The organism is Maritalea sp. (assembly GCF_047634455.1).
Lineage (GTDB): Bacteria > Pseudomonadota > Alphaproteobacteria > Rhizobiales > Devosiaceae > Maritalea.
Window position 1 is genome coordinate 25266 of record NZ_JBLIAI010000015.1, and the last position, 17571, is coordinate 42836.

The 17571-nt window shown below is 50.4% G+C and carries 16 protein-coding genes; 12 read left to right on the forward strand and 4 right to left on the reverse strand.

Translation table 11 applies throughout. The annotated features are described in order from the left end of the window. The first annotated feature begins 2 nt into the window (after nucleotides 1–2). A complete protein-coding gene (gene trmB, locus ACJAZW_RS06170; protein ID WP_415156118.1) occupies nucleotides 3–731 on the forward strand; it encodes a tRNA (guanine(46)-N(7))-methyltransferase TrmB in 729 nt (242 codons plus the stop codon). 2 nt (nucleotides 732–733) lie between these two features. Here the strand turns inward: trmB and ACJAZW_RS06175 are convergent, their stop codons facing one another. After that, the gene (locus ACJAZW_RS06175; RefSeq protein ID WP_415156120.1) at nucleotides 734–1603 is read right to left on the reverse strand and encodes a DUF6544 family protein; all 870 of its coding nucleotides are present in this window, start codon (nucleotides 1601–1603) and stop codon (nucleotides 734–736) included. A gap of 214 nt (nucleotides 1604–1817) precedes the next feature. Between ACJAZW_RS06175 and rimP the strand changes: the two genes are divergently transcribed. From rimP to pnp, 8 genes are all read left to right on the forward strand, one after another. Then, a complete protein-coding gene (gene rimP / locus ACJAZW_RS06180) occupies nucleotides 1818–2447 on the forward strand; it encodes a ribosome maturation factor RimP (protein ID WP_415156122.1) in 630 nt (209 codons plus the stop codon). Between the two features lie 36 nt (nucleotides 2448–2483). Next, the gene (gene nusA, locus ACJAZW_RS06185) at nucleotides 2484–4187 is read left to right on the forward strand and encodes a transcription termination factor NusA (protein ID WP_415156124.1); all 1704 of its coding nucleotides are present in this window, start codon (nucleotides 2484–2486) and stop codon (nucleotides 4185–4187) included. A gap of 29 nt (nucleotides 4188–4216) precedes the next feature. Beyond that, a complete protein-coding gene (locus ACJAZW_RS06190; RefSeq protein ID WP_415156126.1) occupies nucleotides 4217–4816 on the forward strand; it encodes an RNA-binding protein in 600 nt (199 codons plus the stop codon). 18 nt (nucleotides 4817–4834) lie between these two features. Next, on the forward strand, nucleotides 4835–7477 hold the full coding sequence (gene infB / locus ACJAZW_RS06195) for a translation initiation factor IF-2 (protein ID WP_415156128.1): 2643 nt from the start codon (nucleotides 4835–4837) through the stop codon (nucleotides 7475–7477). Between the two features lie 105 nt (nucleotides 7478–7582). Beyond that, nucleotides 7583–7993 (forward strand): 30S ribosome-binding factor RbfA, encoded by a 411-nt coding sequence (gene rbfA / locus ACJAZW_RS06200; RefSeq protein ID WP_415156130.1) that lies wholly within the window; start codon nucleotides 7583–7585, stop codon nucleotides 7991–7993. Nucleotides 7994–8011: 18 nt separating this feature from the next. Continuing rightward, complete coding sequence (gene truB, locus ACJAZW_RS06205; RefSeq protein ID WP_415156132.1) at nucleotides 8012–8920, forward strand: tRNA pseudouridine(55) synthase TruB; 909 nt, start codon at nucleotides 8012–8014, stop codon at nucleotides 8918–8920. 165 nt (nucleotides 8921–9085) lie between these two features. Next, nucleotides 9086–9355, forward strand: a complete 270-nt coding sequence (rpsO, locus tag ACJAZW_RS06210) for a 30S ribosomal protein S15 (protein WP_415156134.1) — start codon at nucleotides 9086–9088, stop codon at nucleotides 9353–9355. 234 nt (nucleotides 9356–9589) lie between these two features. Continuing rightward, nucleotides 9590–11719, forward strand: a complete 2130-nt coding sequence (gene pnp, locus ACJAZW_RS06215; RefSeq protein WP_415156136.1) for a polyribonucleotide nucleotidyltransferase — start codon at nucleotides 9590–9592, stop codon at nucleotides 11717–11719. Nucleotides 11720–12315: 596 nt separating this feature from the next. Here the strand turns inward: pnp and ACJAZW_RS06220 are convergent. Continuing rightward, a complete protein-coding gene (locus ACJAZW_RS06220; RefSeq protein WP_415156138.1) occupies nucleotides 12316–13053 on the reverse strand; it encodes a hypothetical protein in 738 nt (245 codons plus the stop codon). Nucleotides 13054–13146: 93 nt separating this feature from the next. Further along, a complete protein-coding gene (locus tag ACJAZW_RS06225; protein WP_415156140.1) occupies nucleotides 13147–14148 on the reverse strand; it encodes a 2-hydroxyacid dehydrogenase in 1002 nt (333 codons plus the stop codon). Between the two features lie 121 nt (nucleotides 14149–14269). On the opposite strand from ACJAZW_RS06225, the gene ACJAZW_RS06230 reads away from it, so the two are divergent. Beyond that, nucleotides 14270–14854, forward strand: a complete 585-nt coding sequence (locus ACJAZW_RS06230; protein WP_415156142.1) for an SH3 domain-containing protein — start codon at nucleotides 14270–14272, stop codon at nucleotides 14852–14854. A 40-nt stretch (nucleotides 14855–14894) separates the two neighbouring features. On the opposite strand, the gene irrA is transcribed toward ACJAZW_RS06230, so the two are convergent. Further along, nucleotides 14895–15311 carry an iron response transcriptional regulator IrrA gene (irrA, locus tag ACJAZW_RS06235; RefSeq protein WP_415156144.1) on the reverse strand — a complete coding sequence of 139 codons (417 nt, stop codon included), beginning with the start codon at nucleotides 15309–15311 and terminating at the stop codon, nucleotides 14895–14897. Nucleotides 15312–15667: 356 nt separating this feature from the next. Here irrA and fabA point away from each other — a divergent pair, with 356 nt between their 5' ends. Together fabA and fabB are read left to right on the forward strand one after the other, a co-directional pair. Next, nucleotides 15668–16180, forward strand: a complete 513-nt coding sequence (fabA, locus tag ACJAZW_RS06240; RefSeq protein WP_415156146.1) for a bifunctional 3-hydroxydecanoyl-ACP dehydratase/trans-2-decenoyl-ACP isomerase — start codon at nucleotides 15668–15670, stop codon at nucleotides 16178–16180. A gap of 42 nt (nucleotides 16181–16222) precedes the next feature. Continuing rightward, a complete protein-coding gene (gene fabB, locus ACJAZW_RS06245; protein ID WP_415156148.1) occupies nucleotides 16223–17449 on the forward strand; it encodes a beta-ketoacyl-ACP synthase I in 1227 nt (408 codons plus the stop codon). The last annotated feature ends 122 nt before the right edge of the window (nucleotides 17450–17571 follow it).

Sequence of the window (17571 nt, forward strand, 5' to 3'; positions counted from 1 at the left end):
TCATGTCTCCAGCATCAACATCGCATCTGCGTAAGAAAGAATATGGCCTAGAGGCTGAACGCAAGGCCTTCTTTGGCCGTCGTTCAGCCCATAAGCTGCACCCCACCCAGCAAAAGCTGGCCGATGAGTTGTTGCCCAAGGTCAAGCTTGATCTGGGGGAAGGGCCATTAGCGTTAAACGCGATATTTGAACATCAAGCGCCCAAGAATTTCATTGAAATCGGCTATGGCGGTGGTGAGCATTTGGCTCGGCAGGCCAGAGAGAACCGCGATGCCAATTTTATTGGCTGCGAACCCTTCATTGGCGGCATTGGCAAAATGCTGGCGGCGATCAATGATGATCAACTGACCAATGTGAAGCTGTTTACCGACGATGCATTGCATTTGCTCAAAGCTCTGCCAGAAGCGTCTTTTGATGGGGCTTATTTGCTTTATCCTGACCCATGGCCGAAAAAACGTCACCACAAGCGCCGCTTTGTGAACGCAGTAACACTGAGCGCATTGGCAAGAATTTTGAAGCCGGGTGCTGAGTTTCGGGTGGCCACCGATATTGAGGATTACGCCACTTGGGCCCTTGGTCATATATTACGCCACGACCAATTTGATTGGCCACAAGTTGACGCGACTTCATGGCATGAGCCATGGGACGGTTGGCAATCTACCCGTTATGAACAAAAGGCCCGCAAAGAGGGTCGAAACATCTCGTTCTATTTCAGCTTCATCCGCACCTAAACTTAAGGGGTTGGCTGAAATTCAAACTTGGTGACTTTGGCTTTAAAAAAGGGAAAATAGTCGGGCGTCCCAAAATGGTTGCCCGCTTCAACCTCGCTCACAAATGTGATCCCATCAACTGTTGCATATGTATGGGCAACGCCGCCAAACGGTTGTAGTTTGAACACTTGCGATGCATTTGAATTGCTCCAGCGTTGAATAAGAAATGCTGTCGGTGCGCCACGCGCATCAATGGTGATGTCCACCGCTTGCTCTAAGCCGTGTGCCCGAACCGTTGCCCGTATCAAATTGGGTGAGAGTTGTTCCCATTGCGCACCAAACTGGGGCAGCAAAGATACCGGCGACCAAGCCGCCATTTCGGTAACCACCCGGCCAAATCCTGATCTTTGGTAATCCGAAATGCCACCGGCACGCGCAACGGGAAACACCCACAAAAGCCAAAACTTGGTCCAGGCTTCACCGGCCCAAAATGTATCGTCCCCATTCATCGCCATCAAATTATCTTTGGTCTTAAGCGACCATGTGAACCCTTGTGGGGCTGCGTTATATTGGATGCCATCGAATGCAAAGTAATTGTGCTTGTTCACGTCGCCCAAGCCAAACTCGCCCACCATTTCAATGCGATTGATGGTTTTGAGCAGCGCGCCGGGCGCAATCATAAAGCTAAAGTAGCGCTGAACCCCTTCAGGCAACCCCCCAACCATTGCGGGGTCGTAAACCCCAGTTGCGAGGTCTTTGTACTGCCAAATTTCCTTGTTGACGGCCACAAGCGCCCGCCGATCAGAATAATTGAACCACAGCCCAATCGCCACCAAGAGCGCAATAGCGGCACCCACAAAGTAGATTGCATATAGAAAATAGATCTTGAGCACGCTCGGCCACCTTTGGTTCTTATTCATTCTGGCCCATGCGCCCCATCAATTCGTTGATAGAGGTCAACTCCTCTGCGCCCCAAGCGCAGGCGGTTTGTGTCGCAAATCGCTTGCCAAAACGCGATAAGGCAAGTATACAAGCTCCAAAATCTCAAATCGAATATGAGAGTGGGCGCCTACCGGCCCCGCTCTTTTTTAATACCAAATGGGTCCAATGCACGTCGAACTAGACTTAAAAGAACAACGTTATTCTCGCGAAGCTGGCCAAGAGCAGCGCGTATCCGCAATCCTTGAACCAGTGGCGCTTGATTTAGGCTATCGCTTGGTTCGGGTGCGCTTGACGCAGGATAATGGCTGTACGCTGCAGATCATGGCCGAAAACGCCCAAGGCGAGTTTAACATTTCAGATTGCGAAAAATTTTCAAAAGAGATTTCGCCGATCCTTGATGTGGAAGACCCGATCAGCCGCGAATATCATCTTGAAGTGTCTTCGCCGGGTATTGACCGTCCCTTGGTTCGGCGTTCTGACTTTGAACAATGGATTGGTCATGAAGCCAAGATTGAACTGCAAAATATGATCAATGGACGGCGGCGTTATCGCGGCACCATTGAAGGGGTTGAAGGCAATTTGGTGTTGCTTCGTTTGCCCGATGTGCCTGAGGGGCAAGAGGCTCTGCACAAGATCGACATTGAGAACCTGGCAGACGCCAAATTGGTTATGACGGACAAATTGCTTGATGAGGCACGCGAGCGCCAAGTTGCAGCAAACCCATTAAGCGACCCAGAAATTGAAACTGAAATTGATCAGACCAATGAGTCTGATGAGAATGATGGGGACGCTTAAAAAGCGTCTCAAGTTCCCTATCGAGGAGAATGATACATGGCTGTCAGTGCAAATAGGCTCGAACTATTGCAAATCGCGGATGCTGTAGCGCGCGAAAAGTCAATTGATCGGATGATCGTCATCGAAGCGATGCAGGACGCTATTCAAAAAGCGGCCCGCTCACGCTATGGCGCAGAAACTGAAATCCGGGCTGAAATCAATCCAACAACCGGCGAGTTGCGCATGTGGCGCTTGCTCGAAATTGTTGACGAGGTTGAAGAACATGGTCGCCAGATTTCATTAGAAGAAGCCCAGCGACGCAACACAGATGCAAAGCTCAGTGATTTCATCACCGAGCCGTTGCCGCCAATCGAATTCGGTCGTATCGCTGCCCAGTCTGCGAAACAAGTGATCGTGCAAAAAGTTCGCGATGCTGAGCGCGAGCGCATGTATGATGAGTTTAAAGATCGGCTTGGCGATATCATCAATGGCACCGTGAAGCGGGTTGAATATGGCAATGTGATCGTTGATCTTGGTCGTGGCGAAGCGATTATTCGCCGTGATGAATTGATCCCGCGTGAAACATTCCGCTATGGCGACCGCGTGCGCGCCTATATTCATGATGTGCGCCAAGAACAACGTGGTCCGCAAATCTTCTTGTCACGTACTCATCCACAATTTATGGCAAAATTGTTCATGCAAGAAGTGCCGGAAATCTATGATGGCGTGATCAATATTCGCTCCATCGCACGTGATCCTGGCAGCCGCGCGAAAATTGCTGTGGCCTCAAACGATTCGTCAATCGATCCGGTTGGCGCCTGTGTGGGTATGCGCGGGTCACGTGTGCAGGCCGTCGTGAACGAGCTGCAAGGCGAAAAAATCGACATCATCCCTTGGACCGAAGCTTTGCCTGACCTTGTGGTTTCTGCATTGCAACCGGCTGAGGTGGTAAAAGTTGTGCTTGATGAACAAGCAGAGCGCATCGAAGTTGTTGTGCCTGATGAGCAATTGTCGTTGGCCATTGGCCGTCGCGGTCAAAATGTGCGCTTGGCTTCACAATTGATCGGCTGGGATATTGATATTCTCACCGAGCAAGAAGAATCAGAGCGCCGCCAAAAAGAATTCGTTGAACGTTCAGACCTGTTTATGAACGCCATGAATGTTGACGAGATGGTTGCGCAATTGCTGGCTTCTGAAGGCTTCTCATCATTGGAAGAAGTGGCCTATGTTGAACCGGTTGAAATTGCCTCAATTGAAGGTTTTGACGAAGATACTGCCGCTGAAATTCAAGCCCGTGCCGCTGAATATCTTGAGCAAGCAGAACGTGAGCGCAATGAAGAACGCGTCGCTTTGGGTGTTCAAGACGAACTTTATCAAATTCCTGGTCTAACCGCTGTAATGCTTGTGGCGCTGGGTAAGGAAGGGATCAAAACCATCGAAGACTTTGCTGGCTATGCTGCTGACGATCTAGTGGGTTGGACAGAGAAAACAGACGGTGAAGTGAAGCGCTTTGAAGGCACGTTCTCTGGGTTCCCAGTGAGCCGAGAAGAAGCTGAAGAAATGATCATGAGTGCCCGCCTAAAAGCTGGCTGGGTTACGCTTGATGATTTGTCGTCAGAAGAACAGCTTGATGAAGAAGCAACTGAAGTGCCGGTAACAGGTGAAGCTGAAATTGCGGCTGAAGCTGATGCAAAAGTCGATGCACAAACCGAAGCCGAAACTGTTGCGGGTTCTGATGATCCTGCTGCACCAGCTGAATAAGTACAAAGTCGAGGTTAGTAAAAGGCCCAATGCCGGCAAATAAAGAAATTGCGACACGTGAATGTTGCGTGACCAAGGAAATTTTGCCAAAAACCGACCTCATTCGGTTTGTTGTTGGGCCTGACACCCAAATTTTTCCAGATGTGACTGGAAAAGCAGGCGGTCGAGGCGTATGGGTAACCGCAACGGCTGTCGCTGTTGCTGAGGCGCAGAAGAAGAATGCATTTGCTCGGAGTCTAAAATCGCCGGTCAAATTGCCTGAAGACCTCGCCGGTTTGACCCAAGCGCATTTGGAAAACCGGCTGATCGGCGCGTTGCAACTGGCACGCAAAGGTGGTTTTTTTGTTATGGGCTCTGCAAAAGTGCGCAGCGCCTTAGAATCGGAGAAGGCGCGCGCGCTGATAACAGCGAGCGATGCGAGTGAAGACGGTCGACGAAAAATGATGCAATTGGTGCGGGTTTTAGAACTCGATCAGACATTGCCTCACATCGACTTGCTGGGTGGCGAACAATTGAGTTTGGCATTTGGCGGCAAAAATGTGATACATGCAGCGCTGGTAGGCGGTGCGGCAGCAAATTCGGCCATAAAGCAGTACGAAAGACTTGTACGCTATGTGGCGAAAACGTAATGGATGAATGGCGAATATATGAGTGACAACGATAAAAGATCAGATGTGACACCAGGTGACGGGGACAAAAAGACCCTTTCGCTAAAGGGCGGACCTGCAGGTGGCGGTCGTCCAGGTGGCGGTCGGTCTTCTCGGACCGTCGTGGTTGAAAAACGCAGCCGTACGTTCACACCACCCTCAACTGGTGCTGCACCTCGACCAAAAGCGAGCGAAGGCGCATCCGTTGGGCGTCCAGGTGCGCCATCCGGTCAACGCCAGCAACCGCGTCGACAAGATGGAAACCGCAATCGACCGGGTCAAGGCGGGCGTCGCCAAGAACCTGCCAATACGGGTCTAACCAATTCCGAATCTGAAAAGCGTGAACGCGCTTTACGGGCGGCCGCTGCACGTGCCGACGAAGAGCGTCGCGCTCAAGTCGAAGCTGAACAGCGCCGGATTGATGATGCTGCGCGCCGCAAGGCCGAACGTGAGGCTGCTGAGCGTCTTCTAGTCGAAGAAGAAGCGCGCCTTGAAGCGGAGCGTGTCGACAAAGTGCGTGAAACCGCACAGGCTGAAAAAGCTAAAACGGTTAAGCCAAAAGCCAAGCCGGTGCAAAACGCAGAACTTTCTCCTGCAGAACAGCCAGCACCGCCAACTGAACGCGCGATTTCAAAAAACCCAGATCAACATGCGCGCAAAAAGAGTGCGCCGCTGGTCCGTGAAGACGAACTTGAGCGGGCAAAACGTGCGGCCAAGCCGCAACCAAACAAAAAAGCGACCACTGATGATCGCCGCCAAACCCGCTTGACCGTGACAACGGCCACCCGAGGTGACACTGAGCGCGATCGTGGGCATTCATTGGCTGCAATGCGTCGTCGCCGTGCAAAACAGCGTGGCAAAGGGCCGCAAACACCCAAAGAAAAAATCTCACGCGAAGTGACAATTCCAGAAGCGATCACTGTGCAGGAGTTGGCCATTCGTATGGCTGAACGCGCGGTTGACGTGATCAAGCTCATGATGGCTCAAGACCAAATGGTCACCATCAATGACGTACTGGATGCGGATACCGCCGAATTGATCGCAACAGAGATGGGGCACAGTGTAAAGCGTGTTTCTGAGGCTGATGTGGAAACCGGTGTGTTTGAAGACGAAGGGACACGAAACCCTGAAGACCTAAAACCACGTGCGCCAGTCGTGACCATTATGGGTCACGTTGACCATGGTAAAACATCGCTTCTTGACGCTATTCGCGAAGCCAATGTTGTGTCTGGTGAAGCCGGTGGCATCACCCAGCATATCGGTGCGTACCAGGTTGAGCGAGACGGCCATAACATCACGTTCTTGGACACACCGGGCCACGAGGCTTTTACGGCCATGCGGGCGCGCGGTGCACAAGCAACCGATATTGCCATTTTGGTGGTGGCCGCCGATGATGGCGTCATGCCCCAAACCATTGAATCGATCAAACACGCAAAAGCGGCCGGTGTGCCGATTATCGTTGCGATCAATAAAATGGATAAGCATGAAGCTGACCCAAGCCGTGTACGCAATGAATTGCTTCAACATGAAGTGTTTGTGGAGACTATGGGTGGTGATATTCTTGATGTTGAAGTTTCTGCCATAAAAAAACAGAACCTCTCCGGCATTCTCGATGCGATTGTTTTGCAGTCCGAGATTTTGGAACTCAAAGCCAATCCTAAAGGCCGCGCACAAGGTATTGTGATTGAAGCCAAACTCGACAAAGGTCGCGGTGCGGTGGCAACTGTATTGGTCCAAAATGGCGAATTGGCTGTAGGCGACATCGTGGTCGCTGGTTCGCAATGGGCGAAAGTCCGTGCGTTGATCAACGACAAAGGCGAGCAAGTTAAAGCCGCCGGTCCGTCAATCCCGGTTGAAGTTCTTGGCTTCGCTGGTGTGCCAGATGCAGGCGATTTGCTTGGTGTTGTAGAGCACGAGGCCAGAGCGCGTGAAATCACCGAATACCGTCAGCGCGCTAAACGCGAAAAATCGGCTGCCGGTGGCGTAACGTCGCTTGAGCAAATGATGAACCAGCTCAAAACCGAAGACTTGGCCAAAATCCCGTTGGTGATCAAGGGTGACGTTCAAGGTTCGGTTGAAGCGATTATCGGTGCGCTCGACAAATTGGGCACCGAAGAAGTGTCAGCCCAAGTGTTGATCGGTGGCGTGGGTGGTATCACTGAAAGTGATGTAACCCTGGCAGCTGCTTCAAATGCGGTTGTGTTTGGCTTTAATACCCGCGCAAACAAGCAAGCCCGTGAAGCCGCTGCCCGTGAAGGCGTCGAAATCCGTTATTACAACATCATCTACGATCTCGTCGACGACGTGAAAGCGGCAATGTCTGGTCTGTTGGCTCCTGAGGTGCGTGAAACCTTCTTGGGCAACGCGAAGATTTTGGAAGTGTTCAACATTACCAAAGTTGGCCGGGTGGCAGGTTGTCAGGTCACCGAAGGCATGGTGGAACGTGGCGCAGGTGTTCGTTTGATCCGTGACGATGTGGTTGTCCATGAAGGCAAGCTGTCAACGCTCAAACGCTTCAAAGACGAAGTCAAAGAAGTTCACTCTGGTCAAGAGTGCGGCATGGCGTTTGAAAAATACGAAGACATGCGCGCAGGCGATGTGATCGAATGTTACCGCGTCGAATCGATCGAGCGTACGCTTTAGAGTTGTTTGGCAAATTCGCCTTTCATATTGCTCGAGCAGCACGTCCAAATTTGGTCCGGCGGACAGAAGCCGTCGGACATCATTTGTTACATTGAGGGTTGATCCATGAGTGGCGAAAAACTCACGTCGCAACGTCAACTACGTGTTGGCGAACTGGTGCGGCACGCATTATCTGCTTTCCTGTCACGCGACGAAATTCTTGATCCCGACTTGGATGGGGCGTTCATCACAGTGCCTGAAGTCCGTATGACGCGCGATTTGAAAATCGCAAAAGTCTACATCATGCCTCTGGGCGGTCAAAAAGTGGATGTGGTGGTTGACGCGCTAAACCGCAACCAAAAATTTATCCGTGGTCAGGTGGTCCCGACGCTCAAGCTCAAATTTGCGCCTGAATTTCGCTTCTTTGAAGATGAAACATTTGGTGAAGCGGGGCGGATCGACCAATTGCTACGGTCTGACCATGTGGCGCAGGATCTTCGACCCGATGAAGATGAAAACGATCCAGAAGATCAATAAGCGATCAAAAGCAAAACAATGACCCAACTCAAACGCCCTAAGCGCGCCATTTCCGGCTGGCTGATCCTCAACAAACCCTATGATATGACCTCCACCCAAGCGGTGGGGAAAATCAAATGGTTGTATGGCGGTAAAAAAGCCGGCCACGCGGGTACACTTGATCCACTGGCCACCGGCATTTTGCCCATTGCATTGGGCGAGGCCACCAAAACAGTTCCCTTTGTGCAAGACGGCGTCAAAATCTATGAATTTGATCTCAAATGGGGCAGCACAACCACCACTGACGATGTTGAGGGCGACGTGACCGCCACATCTGATGTACGGCCAAGCCAAGCTGAAGTTGAAGCCATTTTACCCGACTTTACCGGCACCATAACGCAAATCCCGCCCGCATTTTCAGCCATCAAGATTAACGGCGAACGCGCTTATGATTTGGCCCGGGCAGGGGAAAAAGTCGTGATGCCACCCCGTGAGGTGGAAATTGACGCGTTTGAGTTGCTTTTCCACTCCAACGACATTTCAACCTTCCGCGTCACTTGCCAAAAAGGCACCTATGTGCGGGCCCTTGCCCGTGATATTGCAGAAAAACTGGGGTCCAAGGGGCATGTGTCTCGCTTGCACCGCGCTGCCGTTGGTCCGTTTACCGACCAGGATGCGGTAACGATTGAAGACATTGAAGCGCTTGAATTGGCTGAACGTGATCTTGAATTGAAACCGCTCAGCGATGCGGTGGGACATTTGCCAGAAGTGTCTTTGGATGAACGCCAAGCCCAGCTTGTGCGCATGGGAAATCCCGCTTTGTTGATTGGCCGCAACGCACCGATTGCACTAGATGAAGCTTACGCGACCCATAGGGGCGAAATGGTGGCATTGGGCTTTGTTGAAAAAGGCCAATTTAAGCCCAGCCGGGTGATCGTGGCGCGCTGAATGGCACGCTTAAAACCTACCTCTTTTCATATGTGGTATTTTCCTGTATAAGCCAGCGCAACCGCCCTTATGGTCTAACCGATGGGCGGCTAATTCGGGCCAGCGCTGGACGACATCTTGGCGCATGGCGGCTTATCACTCCTTTATTTTTAGAAGGGAATTACGATGTCGATTACTGCTGAGCGCAAAGACGAGCTTATTAAAGAATATGCAATCAAAGAAGGTGACACAGGTTCACCAGAAGTACAGGTTGCGATCCTTACAGAGCGTATTTCTAATCTCACCGAACATTTTAAAGATCACAAGAAGGATAACCATTCCCGTCGTGGTCTGTTGAAAATGGTTAGCTTGCGTCGTCGTTTGCTGGATTATACCCGCAACAAAGACGAAGCCCGCTACAAGTCGCTCATCGAGCGTCTAGGTTTGCGTCGCTAGACGAAACCAAATTGGCGCGGTGGCCTTTGGGCTGCCGCGCCTTTTACAATCTAGCACAACGGCCAAGCGAGCAGGATCGTCGGTCGCTTTTGATAATTATTGAACTTGTTTCAAAAGCGTCTTGCCATCTTGCTTCACTTCTCCGTTCTGCAAAATGAATGAACGACGCCTTGTCGATTTCGAAAATGTGGCCATGAGGGACACATCCGCCAAGGCATTTTAGGATTAAAAAATATGTTTGATCACCATAAGGTGGAATTAAATTGGGGCGGCCAACCGCTGACCCTTGAAACAGGTAAAATGGCACGTCAGGCTGACGGTGCTGTTTTGGCAACCCTTGGCGAAACCGTTGTTTTGGCAACCGTTGTTTCAGCCAAGAAACCAAAAGCGGGCGTCGATTTCTTCCCGATGACCGTAAACTATCAAGAAAAATTCTACGCTGCGGGTAAAATCCCGGGCGGCTATTTCAAGCGTGAAGGCCGTCCAACAGAAGCGGAAACACTGATCTGTCGATTGATTGACCGTCCAATCCGCCCATTGTTCCCAGCTGGCTACAAGCACGAAACACAAATCGTTGTTACTGTTCTTCAGTATGACCTTGAAAACCGCCCTGACGTCCTTGGCTTGGTTGCTGCCTCTGCTGCGCTGACCATTTCGGGTATCCCCTTCATGGGCCCAATTGGCGCAGCACGTGTTGGCTATATTGATGGCGAATATGTATTGAACTTTGCCCCAGAGCAAGGCACAGATTCAAAATTGGATCTGGTGATGGCCGGCACACAGGACGCCGTCTTGATGGTTGAATCAGAAGCCAGCGAATTAAGCGAAGACGTAATGCTTGGCGCGGTCATGTATGGCCACGAGCAATCCAAAAAAGTCATCGATGCGATCATCAAGCTCGCAGAACTTTCTGCAAAAGAGCCACGTGAATACGAAGCCGAAGATTATTCAGAACTTGAAGCAGAAATGCTCAAAGTAACTGAAGATGAGCTTCGCGCAGCGTATAAAATTACTGAAAAGCAAGAACGCTACGTCGCAGTTGACGCTGCAAAAGCCAAAGTTAAAGCACATTTTGCACCTGCTGAAGGCGAAGAAGCTAAATACTCAGACGAGCAAATCGGTACGGTATTTAAGTCTTTGCAAGGCAAAGTGGTGCGTTGGAATGTTTTGGACACGGGTCTTCGGATCGATGGTCGCGACCTTTCAACAGTTCGCCCCATTGTCGCTGAAGCGGGTATTTTGCCCCGTACGCACGGATCGGCTGTGTTTACACGCGGCGAAACTCAAGCTTTGGTTGTTGCAACCTTGGGCACAGGCGACGATGAACAGTTCGTTGACAGCCTAGACGGCACCTTCAAAAACAACTTCATGTTGCACTATAACTTCCCTCCATACTCAGTGGGTGAAGCTGGTCGCATGGGCGGCACCAGCCGTCGTGAGACAGGTCACGGCAAATTGGCATGGCGCGCGATTAACCCCGTACGTCCAAGCGTTGAAGATTTCCCATATACTGTTCGTGTGGTATCTGAGATCACGGAATCAAACGGTTCATCTTCAATGGCGACAGTTTGCGGAACATCTTTGGCTCTTATGGATGCCGGTGTTCCCATGAAACGTCCAGTATCTGGTATTGCCATGGGTCTGATTTTGGAAGGCGAACGTTTCGCAGTTCTTTCAGACATATTGGGTGACGAAGATCATCTTGGCGACATGGACTTTAAAGTGGCGGGTACTTCTGACGGTATCACTTCACTGCAAATGGACATCAAAATTGCTGGGATCACCGAAGAGATCATGAAAACGGCTTTGGCGCAGGCCAAAGACGGTCGTGAACACATCTTGGTGGAAATGTCTAAAGCCCTTGATGGCGCACGTGACGAAGTGGGCGAATTTGCACCACGCATCGAAACCATGAAAATCCCAACCGACAAAATCCGTGAAGTTATCGGTACGGGCGGCAAAGTGATTCGTGAAATCGTTGAAAAAACCGGCGCGAAAGTGAACATCGAAGACGATGGCACCATCAAAATCGCCTCAAGTGATGGCAAAGCCATTGAAGCTGCGGTTAAATGGATCAAGTCGATCACAGACGAGCCAGAAGTTGGCGAAATCTACCAAGGTACGGTTGTCAAGTGTGTTGATTTTGGCGCATTCGTGAACTTCTTTGGTCCACGTGATGGTCTGGTGCATATTTCGCAACTTGCTGATAAGCGCGTTGAAAAAACAACTGACATCGTCAAAGAAGGCGAAAAAGTTTACGTGAAACTTATGGGCTTCGACGACCGCGGCAAAGTGCGTTTGTCCATGAAAGTTGTAAACCAAGAAACTGGTGAAGAGATCAACGAAGGCGAAGCCGCCGAATAATCTCTTTTGAGTTTTATCGATTTGAAAAGCCCGGCCTCAGTGCCGGGCTTTTTGTTTGTCTGAGCCAACTAAGATTTGTCGTCTATAAGTGAGATTTGGGCGTGTTTCGCGGGCAAATCCAAATCCCAGGTATGAATCACTTTCATTCCAAGCATTTCGGCAAATTCAGTTTGTTTCATGTCGTCAGTGTAGAACACGCTAGCGCCATTTACTTTGGCGATTATAGCAATTTGACGATCAAACTTTACTTGTGTCCACCCAGCTTGAGAACCAGATTTTTTGTCACCGGCCAAGATTGCTTTGCGAGTCTCATCGGCAAGCTCTATGGCACACCTACTATCAAATGGAGCAATACTGAATGCGGTTGACTCGTCTATGATCGAAAACCGCGCGTTGTATGTCTGGCACAGCAGTCAATAGTTCTGCAAGACATGGCGTAGGAATCAATACCGTTCCTTTTGCTCTCGCGATATCATCGACAACTCCTTCAACGCGGTGAGCACAGTGCGAAGCAGGAATGCCAGTAGATGGATTTGGAGTCGGTATAGTGTTTTCATTAAGTGCTAAGGAAAGAAAAGTATTGTCAAATGCAACGATCAATGGATTTGCCCACCTTTTTCCTCAACTTCCCGTATGTCGTTTAAGGGATCCTTTGGCCAAGATAGCTCTAGCTCCCTTATTCGGTTTATGGTTGCACGAAGGTTTTCGGTTTGTACTGGGGCAAAATCCGTAATTACGAATTCGTCAACGCGCCATTCACCAGAACTTGTTTTGGTCCATAGGCCGCGCCCATTGACCTTCACATTGTTGAAAAGAAAGTCTTTCAATCCAGTTGCGATTTCGCGGGTTGTACTGCAGTATACTGCTCCATAGGTACCAGTTTTAACGCGGACTTTGACATCACTTTCACTCGCTGCGAGATAATACAACTCGCCAGTAATCGTAGCAACATCGCGAATCTGCATTTGTGTTCCGGTGTCAGCCTGCTTTCCTGGAAATTGGAGCACATTCTGACCCTGTTCGCCAAAAAGTGCTCCACTAGTCCCGTCTTCTTGCAACATTTTGTTAATTGTATCATGAGCACGACATGCGTTCGCCGGAGCAGTGCCATGCCGGATAGCGTCCAATCGCCGCGTGAGTTTGCTTTCATAAATGGGATCAATGGAAAAAGAACTAGCGTGGCTACCCTCAAAGACGCCAACCAAATACAGGTGTTCAGCAACGTCGAGCATTTTTTTGATCTCGGCATAATACTCCACCAGCCGATCAAATGGTAATTGATCTGGGGTAAAGCCTTTTATTTTAAACGTGTATTTTTTTATGCTCTTATTCATAATTAGTCTCCAAGGGAGATTTTACGCGTCAACTGTAATGTTGTATAGTGGCATACATAAGACACAAGTTTATCAAACAAATGTTACTGCCCCTTACCCCAACCGATCCGGCAACACCCGATGCGGGGGCTGATGCCCATCCAAGAACGCCCGCATATTCACAATCACGGTTTCACCCATCTCAATGCGCCCCTCAAGGGTGGCCGATCCCATATGGGCGGTTAGAACCACTTTGTCTTGCCGTGCAAGGTCCAACAGCGCTGGGTTTATGACTTTGTGGTGTTCAAACACGTCTAAAGCCGCGCCTGAAATCTCGCCGCGTGTTACAGCGTCGATAAGTGCTTGTTCGTCAATCAAATTCGGCCGTGCCAAATTGACCAAATAAGCATCATTTTTCATCAGGGCCAGGCGTTCTTTGTTGATAATATTATGGGTTTGGTCCGTACTTGGGGTGTGCAAGGTTACAATATCCACAGCGGCCAACATGGCGTCCAAATTATCCCAATAATGGGCGTCCAATTCGTCTTCAACCACACCCGCTTTGCGGGATCGGCCGAAATAGTGAATTTCCAGTCCAAATGCGCGGGCGCGGCGGGCCACCGCCATACCAATCCGGCCAAGCCCGACAATGCCTAACCGTTTGCCGGCCAAACGACGCCCAAGCATCCAATTGGGCGACCAGCCGGGCCATGTCCCATCTTTCAAAAGAGTTTGTGAGCCCTCAATCAAGCGGCGCGGTACCGCCAAAATCAGCGCCATGGTCATATCGGCAGTATCATCGGTGAGAACGCTTGGCGTATTGGTGACCGTGATACCGCGTTTGGCCGCGGCGTTCACATCCACATTGTCCACACCATTGCCGAATTGGGCGATCATGCGCACATTTGATCCCAGTTTTGCAATCACATCGGCGTTTAGGTGATCCGTAATGGTGGACACCAAAATATCGCAATGCAAGGATTGCGCGATCAGTTTGTCGCTGGTTTGCGGGCGATCTTCATCGATAAAGTCCGTATTAAACAGCGCCGCCATGCGCTCTTCAATCAGCGCGGGCAGACGTCTGGTCACAAAAACTTTTGCGGTTGATCCTGTCATTGAGACCTCATATTCGCTATAATCGCCCAAACCATTAGCCTTTTGGTCTTAGCTATACCTTAAGGTGTATTTGGCTAATTGATATGTGAAAATTCTGTCGCTGGAAAGAGTATCCCCTTCGATGCAAAAAACCAAATCTTTGACCTTTCGCATTGGTCAATATGTGCGCATCCTTTGCGTCGCAATCCTAATTGCATTCACGTTTGGGCCCGTGTCAGTATTGGCCCAAACGGTCGGGGCGTCGGGCTCACCATTGCCGCGCTTCGCCTCATTAGGATCAAGCAAGATCAATGTGCGTGTCGGGCCGGGGCAAAAATATGAGGTGGCTTGGATCTTTGTCCAAAATGGGCTGACCATCGAGATTATTCAAGAATTCGATGCCTGGCGCAAAGTGCGTGATTCGGAAGGGGCGGAAGGCTGGATCCATAAAACCCTTTTGTCGGGCCGCCGAACTGCCTTGGTGACCCCGTGGCTTAATGACACGCCAAATGGCACACCCATATATGACCGCGCCGATGCAACATCACCACGTCGCGCCATATTGCAGCCCAAGGTGCTGGTGACAGTAGAAAAATGTGAAGATGGCTGGTGCGAAGTATCTGGGCGCTACAAACCCGACCCCAATTCTGACGATAATCAAAATTTTAGGGGCTGGATCAATCAAGTCGCCTTATGGGGTGTCTATCAGAATGAAAAAGTGAAATAAGCACATGAACGACACCAATTGTCGTCAACCAGGAACAGGCCTAACCCGCGCTTTTGACCCGCACCACCACATCAACATGGGTAATTTTCATCCCCTTTGGCGCGGCAGGTAATCCACTGATTTCAATATCATTTGTTGGAATATCCACCACCCGGTCTTCATCTTCAATGAAGAAGTGATGATGGTCTGATGTGTTGGTATCAAAATAGGTGCGCGCCGCATCAACTGTGACTTCGCGCAAAAGCCCCGCATCTTTGAACTGGCGCAATGTGTTGTAAACCGTAGCCAGCGACACAGCAACGCCACCAGTGGCCGCTTCGGCGTGCAATGCCTCGGCACTGACATGTCGGTGGCCGCCGCCATAAAGCATGTCCGCCAGGGCCAGCCGTTGCCGTGTGGGGCGCAAGCCTGCCATCCGCAACACGGCGGTAAGACATGGGCCCCGTGAGCCCTGCATAAATCTTTGATTACCAATATGTGCAGTCATTTGTTCGTTTTCGCGTCCATTTGATCTCTAGTTGCGAATTATAGGCAATTTCATCAATTCAAACAACTGACCATTTGTCGCGTGGTGAACGTGTGAAGCAAATTGTTGGTCTTTTGGATAATCGCACGGCTGTGCATTCAAAATTTTGTTGAATTGTTGCCGTTTTCAGAATGTGACGATGATTATCAAAAATGGGCGAAACTAGGCCGCATTTGCTTTGCGAATGGGAACAAAAATGTTATGCACGGCCAAAAGCATGTCTGGGCCGAGCCATGAATTTGTTCAAATTTGGCCACAGAGACCAAAAGATAAAGGATGTTTGGCTTATGACAGAACGTGCCAGCCAGTTTAGCTATGAAGAATTGATCCTGCATGGCAAAGGCGAGTTGCCTGGCCAGGGCGATGCGAAACTGCCAGCGCCACCGATGTTAATGTTTGATCGTATCACCAACATCAATAACGATGCTGGCGAGTTTGGCAAAGGCAGCGTCACGGCCGAGTTGGATCTAAACCCGGACCTTTGGTTTTACAAATGTCACTTCGTGGGTGATCCTGTTATGCCCGGATGTTTGGGATTGGACGCATTATGGCAAATGGTTGGTTTTTTCTTGTCATGGTCGGGTTCACCTGGCCGTGGCCGTGCATTGGGCGGCACAATTAAATTTGTTGGCCAAGCAACAAATGATAAGAAGTTGTTAACATATCATGTGGACATCAAAAAACACATGCGGTCACCTTTACCCTTTGGCGTCGCGACCGGCTGGGTCAAAGCGGATGGTGAGATTATTTACAAGGCGGAAAATTTGCGTGTGGGCCTCATCGGCTTGGAAAACAAGTAGCTTCTTTGTAAGCACCGATGGAATGCGCATTAAGAGGAATATATGAAGAGAGTTGTCATCACAGGCATGGGGATCGTTTCCTCAATCGGCAATAATAAACAAGAAGTGTTGCAAAGCCTGCGCGATGCTAAACCGGGCATTACACGGGCACAAAAGCATGTGGAATATGGTTTCCGCAGCCAAGTGCATGGCGAGCCGACCCTTGACCCATTCGCGATACTTGATCGGCGCACGACCCGCTTTATGGCGCGCGGCGCCGCGTGGAACTATATCGCCATGCAAGAAGCGATCGAGCAAGCGGGTTTGCAAGAAGACAATATTTCCAATCCACGCACCGGCATTGTGATGGGCTCGGGTGGTCCCTCCACTGAAACGCTGATCAATGCGGCAGATTTAACCCGCAAAAACCTAAATCCAAAGCGTATCGGCCCTCTAGCTGTGCCAAAAGCCATGAGTTCAACCGCATCGGCCACGCTTGCTACGGCGTTCAAGATCAAGGGCGTGAACTATACGATCACCTCCGCTTGCGCCACATCAAAGCATTGCATTGGCAATGCCTATGAGCAAATCCAGATGGGCAAGCAAGATATTGTTTTTGCTGGCGGCAGCGAAGACCTTGAATGGTCAATGTCAAATATGTTCGATGCGCTGGGCGCGATGACCTCCAAATATAATGACACGCCTGAAATTTCGTCCCGCGCCTACGACAAAAACCGCGATGGGTTTATCATCGCAGGCGGAGCTGGCGTGATGGTGCTCGAAGAGTACGAACACGCCAAAGCGCGCGGTGCGACCATTTTGGCTGAAATCGTTGGTTATGGGGCAACATCTGATGGCCACGACATGGTGGCCCCATCGGGTGAAGGTGCGGAACGGTGCATGCGCATGGCGCTTGAAACGGTCAATGTGCCGATTGATTATATCAACCCGCATGCCACCTCGACGCCGGTTGGCGATATCAAAGAAATTGAGGCCATCCGTCGCGTATTTGGCAATGAAGACAAATGTCCACCTTTGTCGGCGACCAAATCGTTGACCGGTCACTCTTTGGGCGCGGTCGGTGCGCAAGAATCGATTTATTCGATCATGATGATGAATGAAGGTTTTCTGTGTAAATCCGCCAACATTTTTGAACTTGATCCAGAATTTGCCGATATGCCGATCTTGCAGGAACGTCGTGACAACCAGTCAATCGGCTGCGTTATGTCCAACTCGTTCGGCTTTGGTGGCACCAATGCCACGTTGGTCTTCAAGCACAAAGACGCTTAGTCGCTCTCATTCCCCGCCCAAAGGTTGGCACTAGCTTTTGGCAACAATTGGCGGGGGTGCCGGGGTAGCGCCTTTAGGTGCGACGGCGGCGCGTCATGACGATTAAGGGGCCTTATGGCCCC

Excerpts from the sequence above, each read along its gene's own strand:
- trmB (WP_415156118.1), top strand. The coding sequence starts at position 3 with ATGTCTCCAGCATCAACATCGCATCTGCGTAAGAAAGAATATGGCCTA.
- rimP (WP_415156122.1), top strand. The coding sequence starts at position 1,818 with ATGCACGTCGAACTAGACTTAAAAGAACAACGTTATTCTCGCGAAGCT.
- nusA (WP_415156124.1), top strand. The coding sequence starts at position 2,484 with ATGGCTGTCAGTGCAAATAGGCTCGAACTATTGCAAATCGCGGATGCT.
- ACJAZW_RS06190 (WP_415156126.1), top strand. The coding sequence starts at position 4,217 with ATGCCGGCAAATAAAGAAATTGCGACACGTGAATGTTGCGTGACCAAG.
- infB (WP_415156128.1), top strand. The coding sequence starts at position 4,835 with ATGAGTGACAACGATAAAAGATCAGATGTGACACCAGGTGACGGGGAC.
- rbfA (WP_415156130.1), top strand. The coding sequence starts at position 7,583 with ATGAGTGGCGAAAAACTCACGTCGCAACGTCAACTACGTGTTGGCGAA.
- truB (WP_415156132.1), top strand. The coding sequence starts at position 8,012 with ATGACCCAACTCAAACGCCCTAAGCGCGCCATTTCCGGCTGGCTGATC.
- rpsO (WP_415156134.1), top strand. The coding sequence starts at position 9,086 with ATGTCGATTACTGCTGAGCGCAAAGACGAGCTTATTAAAGAATATGCA.
- pnp (WP_415156136.1), top strand. The coding sequence starts at position 9,590 with ATGTTTGATCACCATAAGGTGGAATTAAATTGGGGCGGCCAACCGCTG.
- ACJAZW_RS06220 (WP_415156138.1), bottom strand. The coding sequence starts at position 13,053 with ATGAATAAGAGCATAAAAAAATACACGTTTAAAATAAAAGGCTTTACC.
- ACJAZW_RS06225 (WP_415156140.1), bottom strand. The coding sequence starts at position 14,148 with ATGACAGGATCAACCGCAAAAGTTTTTGTGACCAGACGTCTGCCCGCG.
- ACJAZW_RS06230 (WP_415156142.1), top strand. The coding sequence starts at position 14,270 with ATGCAAAAAACCAAATCTTTGACCTTTCGCATTGGTCAATATGTGCGC.
- irrA (WP_415156144.1), bottom strand. The coding sequence starts at position 15,311 with ATGCAGGGCTCACGGGGCCCATGTCTTACCGCCGTGTTGCGGATGGCA.
- fabA (WP_415156146.1), top strand. The coding sequence starts at position 15,668 with ATGACAGAACGTGCCAGCCAGTTTAGCTATGAAGAATTGATCCTGCAT.
- fabB (WP_415156148.1), top strand. The coding sequence starts at position 16,223 with ATGAAGAGAGTTGTCATCACAGGCATGGGGATCGTTTCCTCAATCGGC.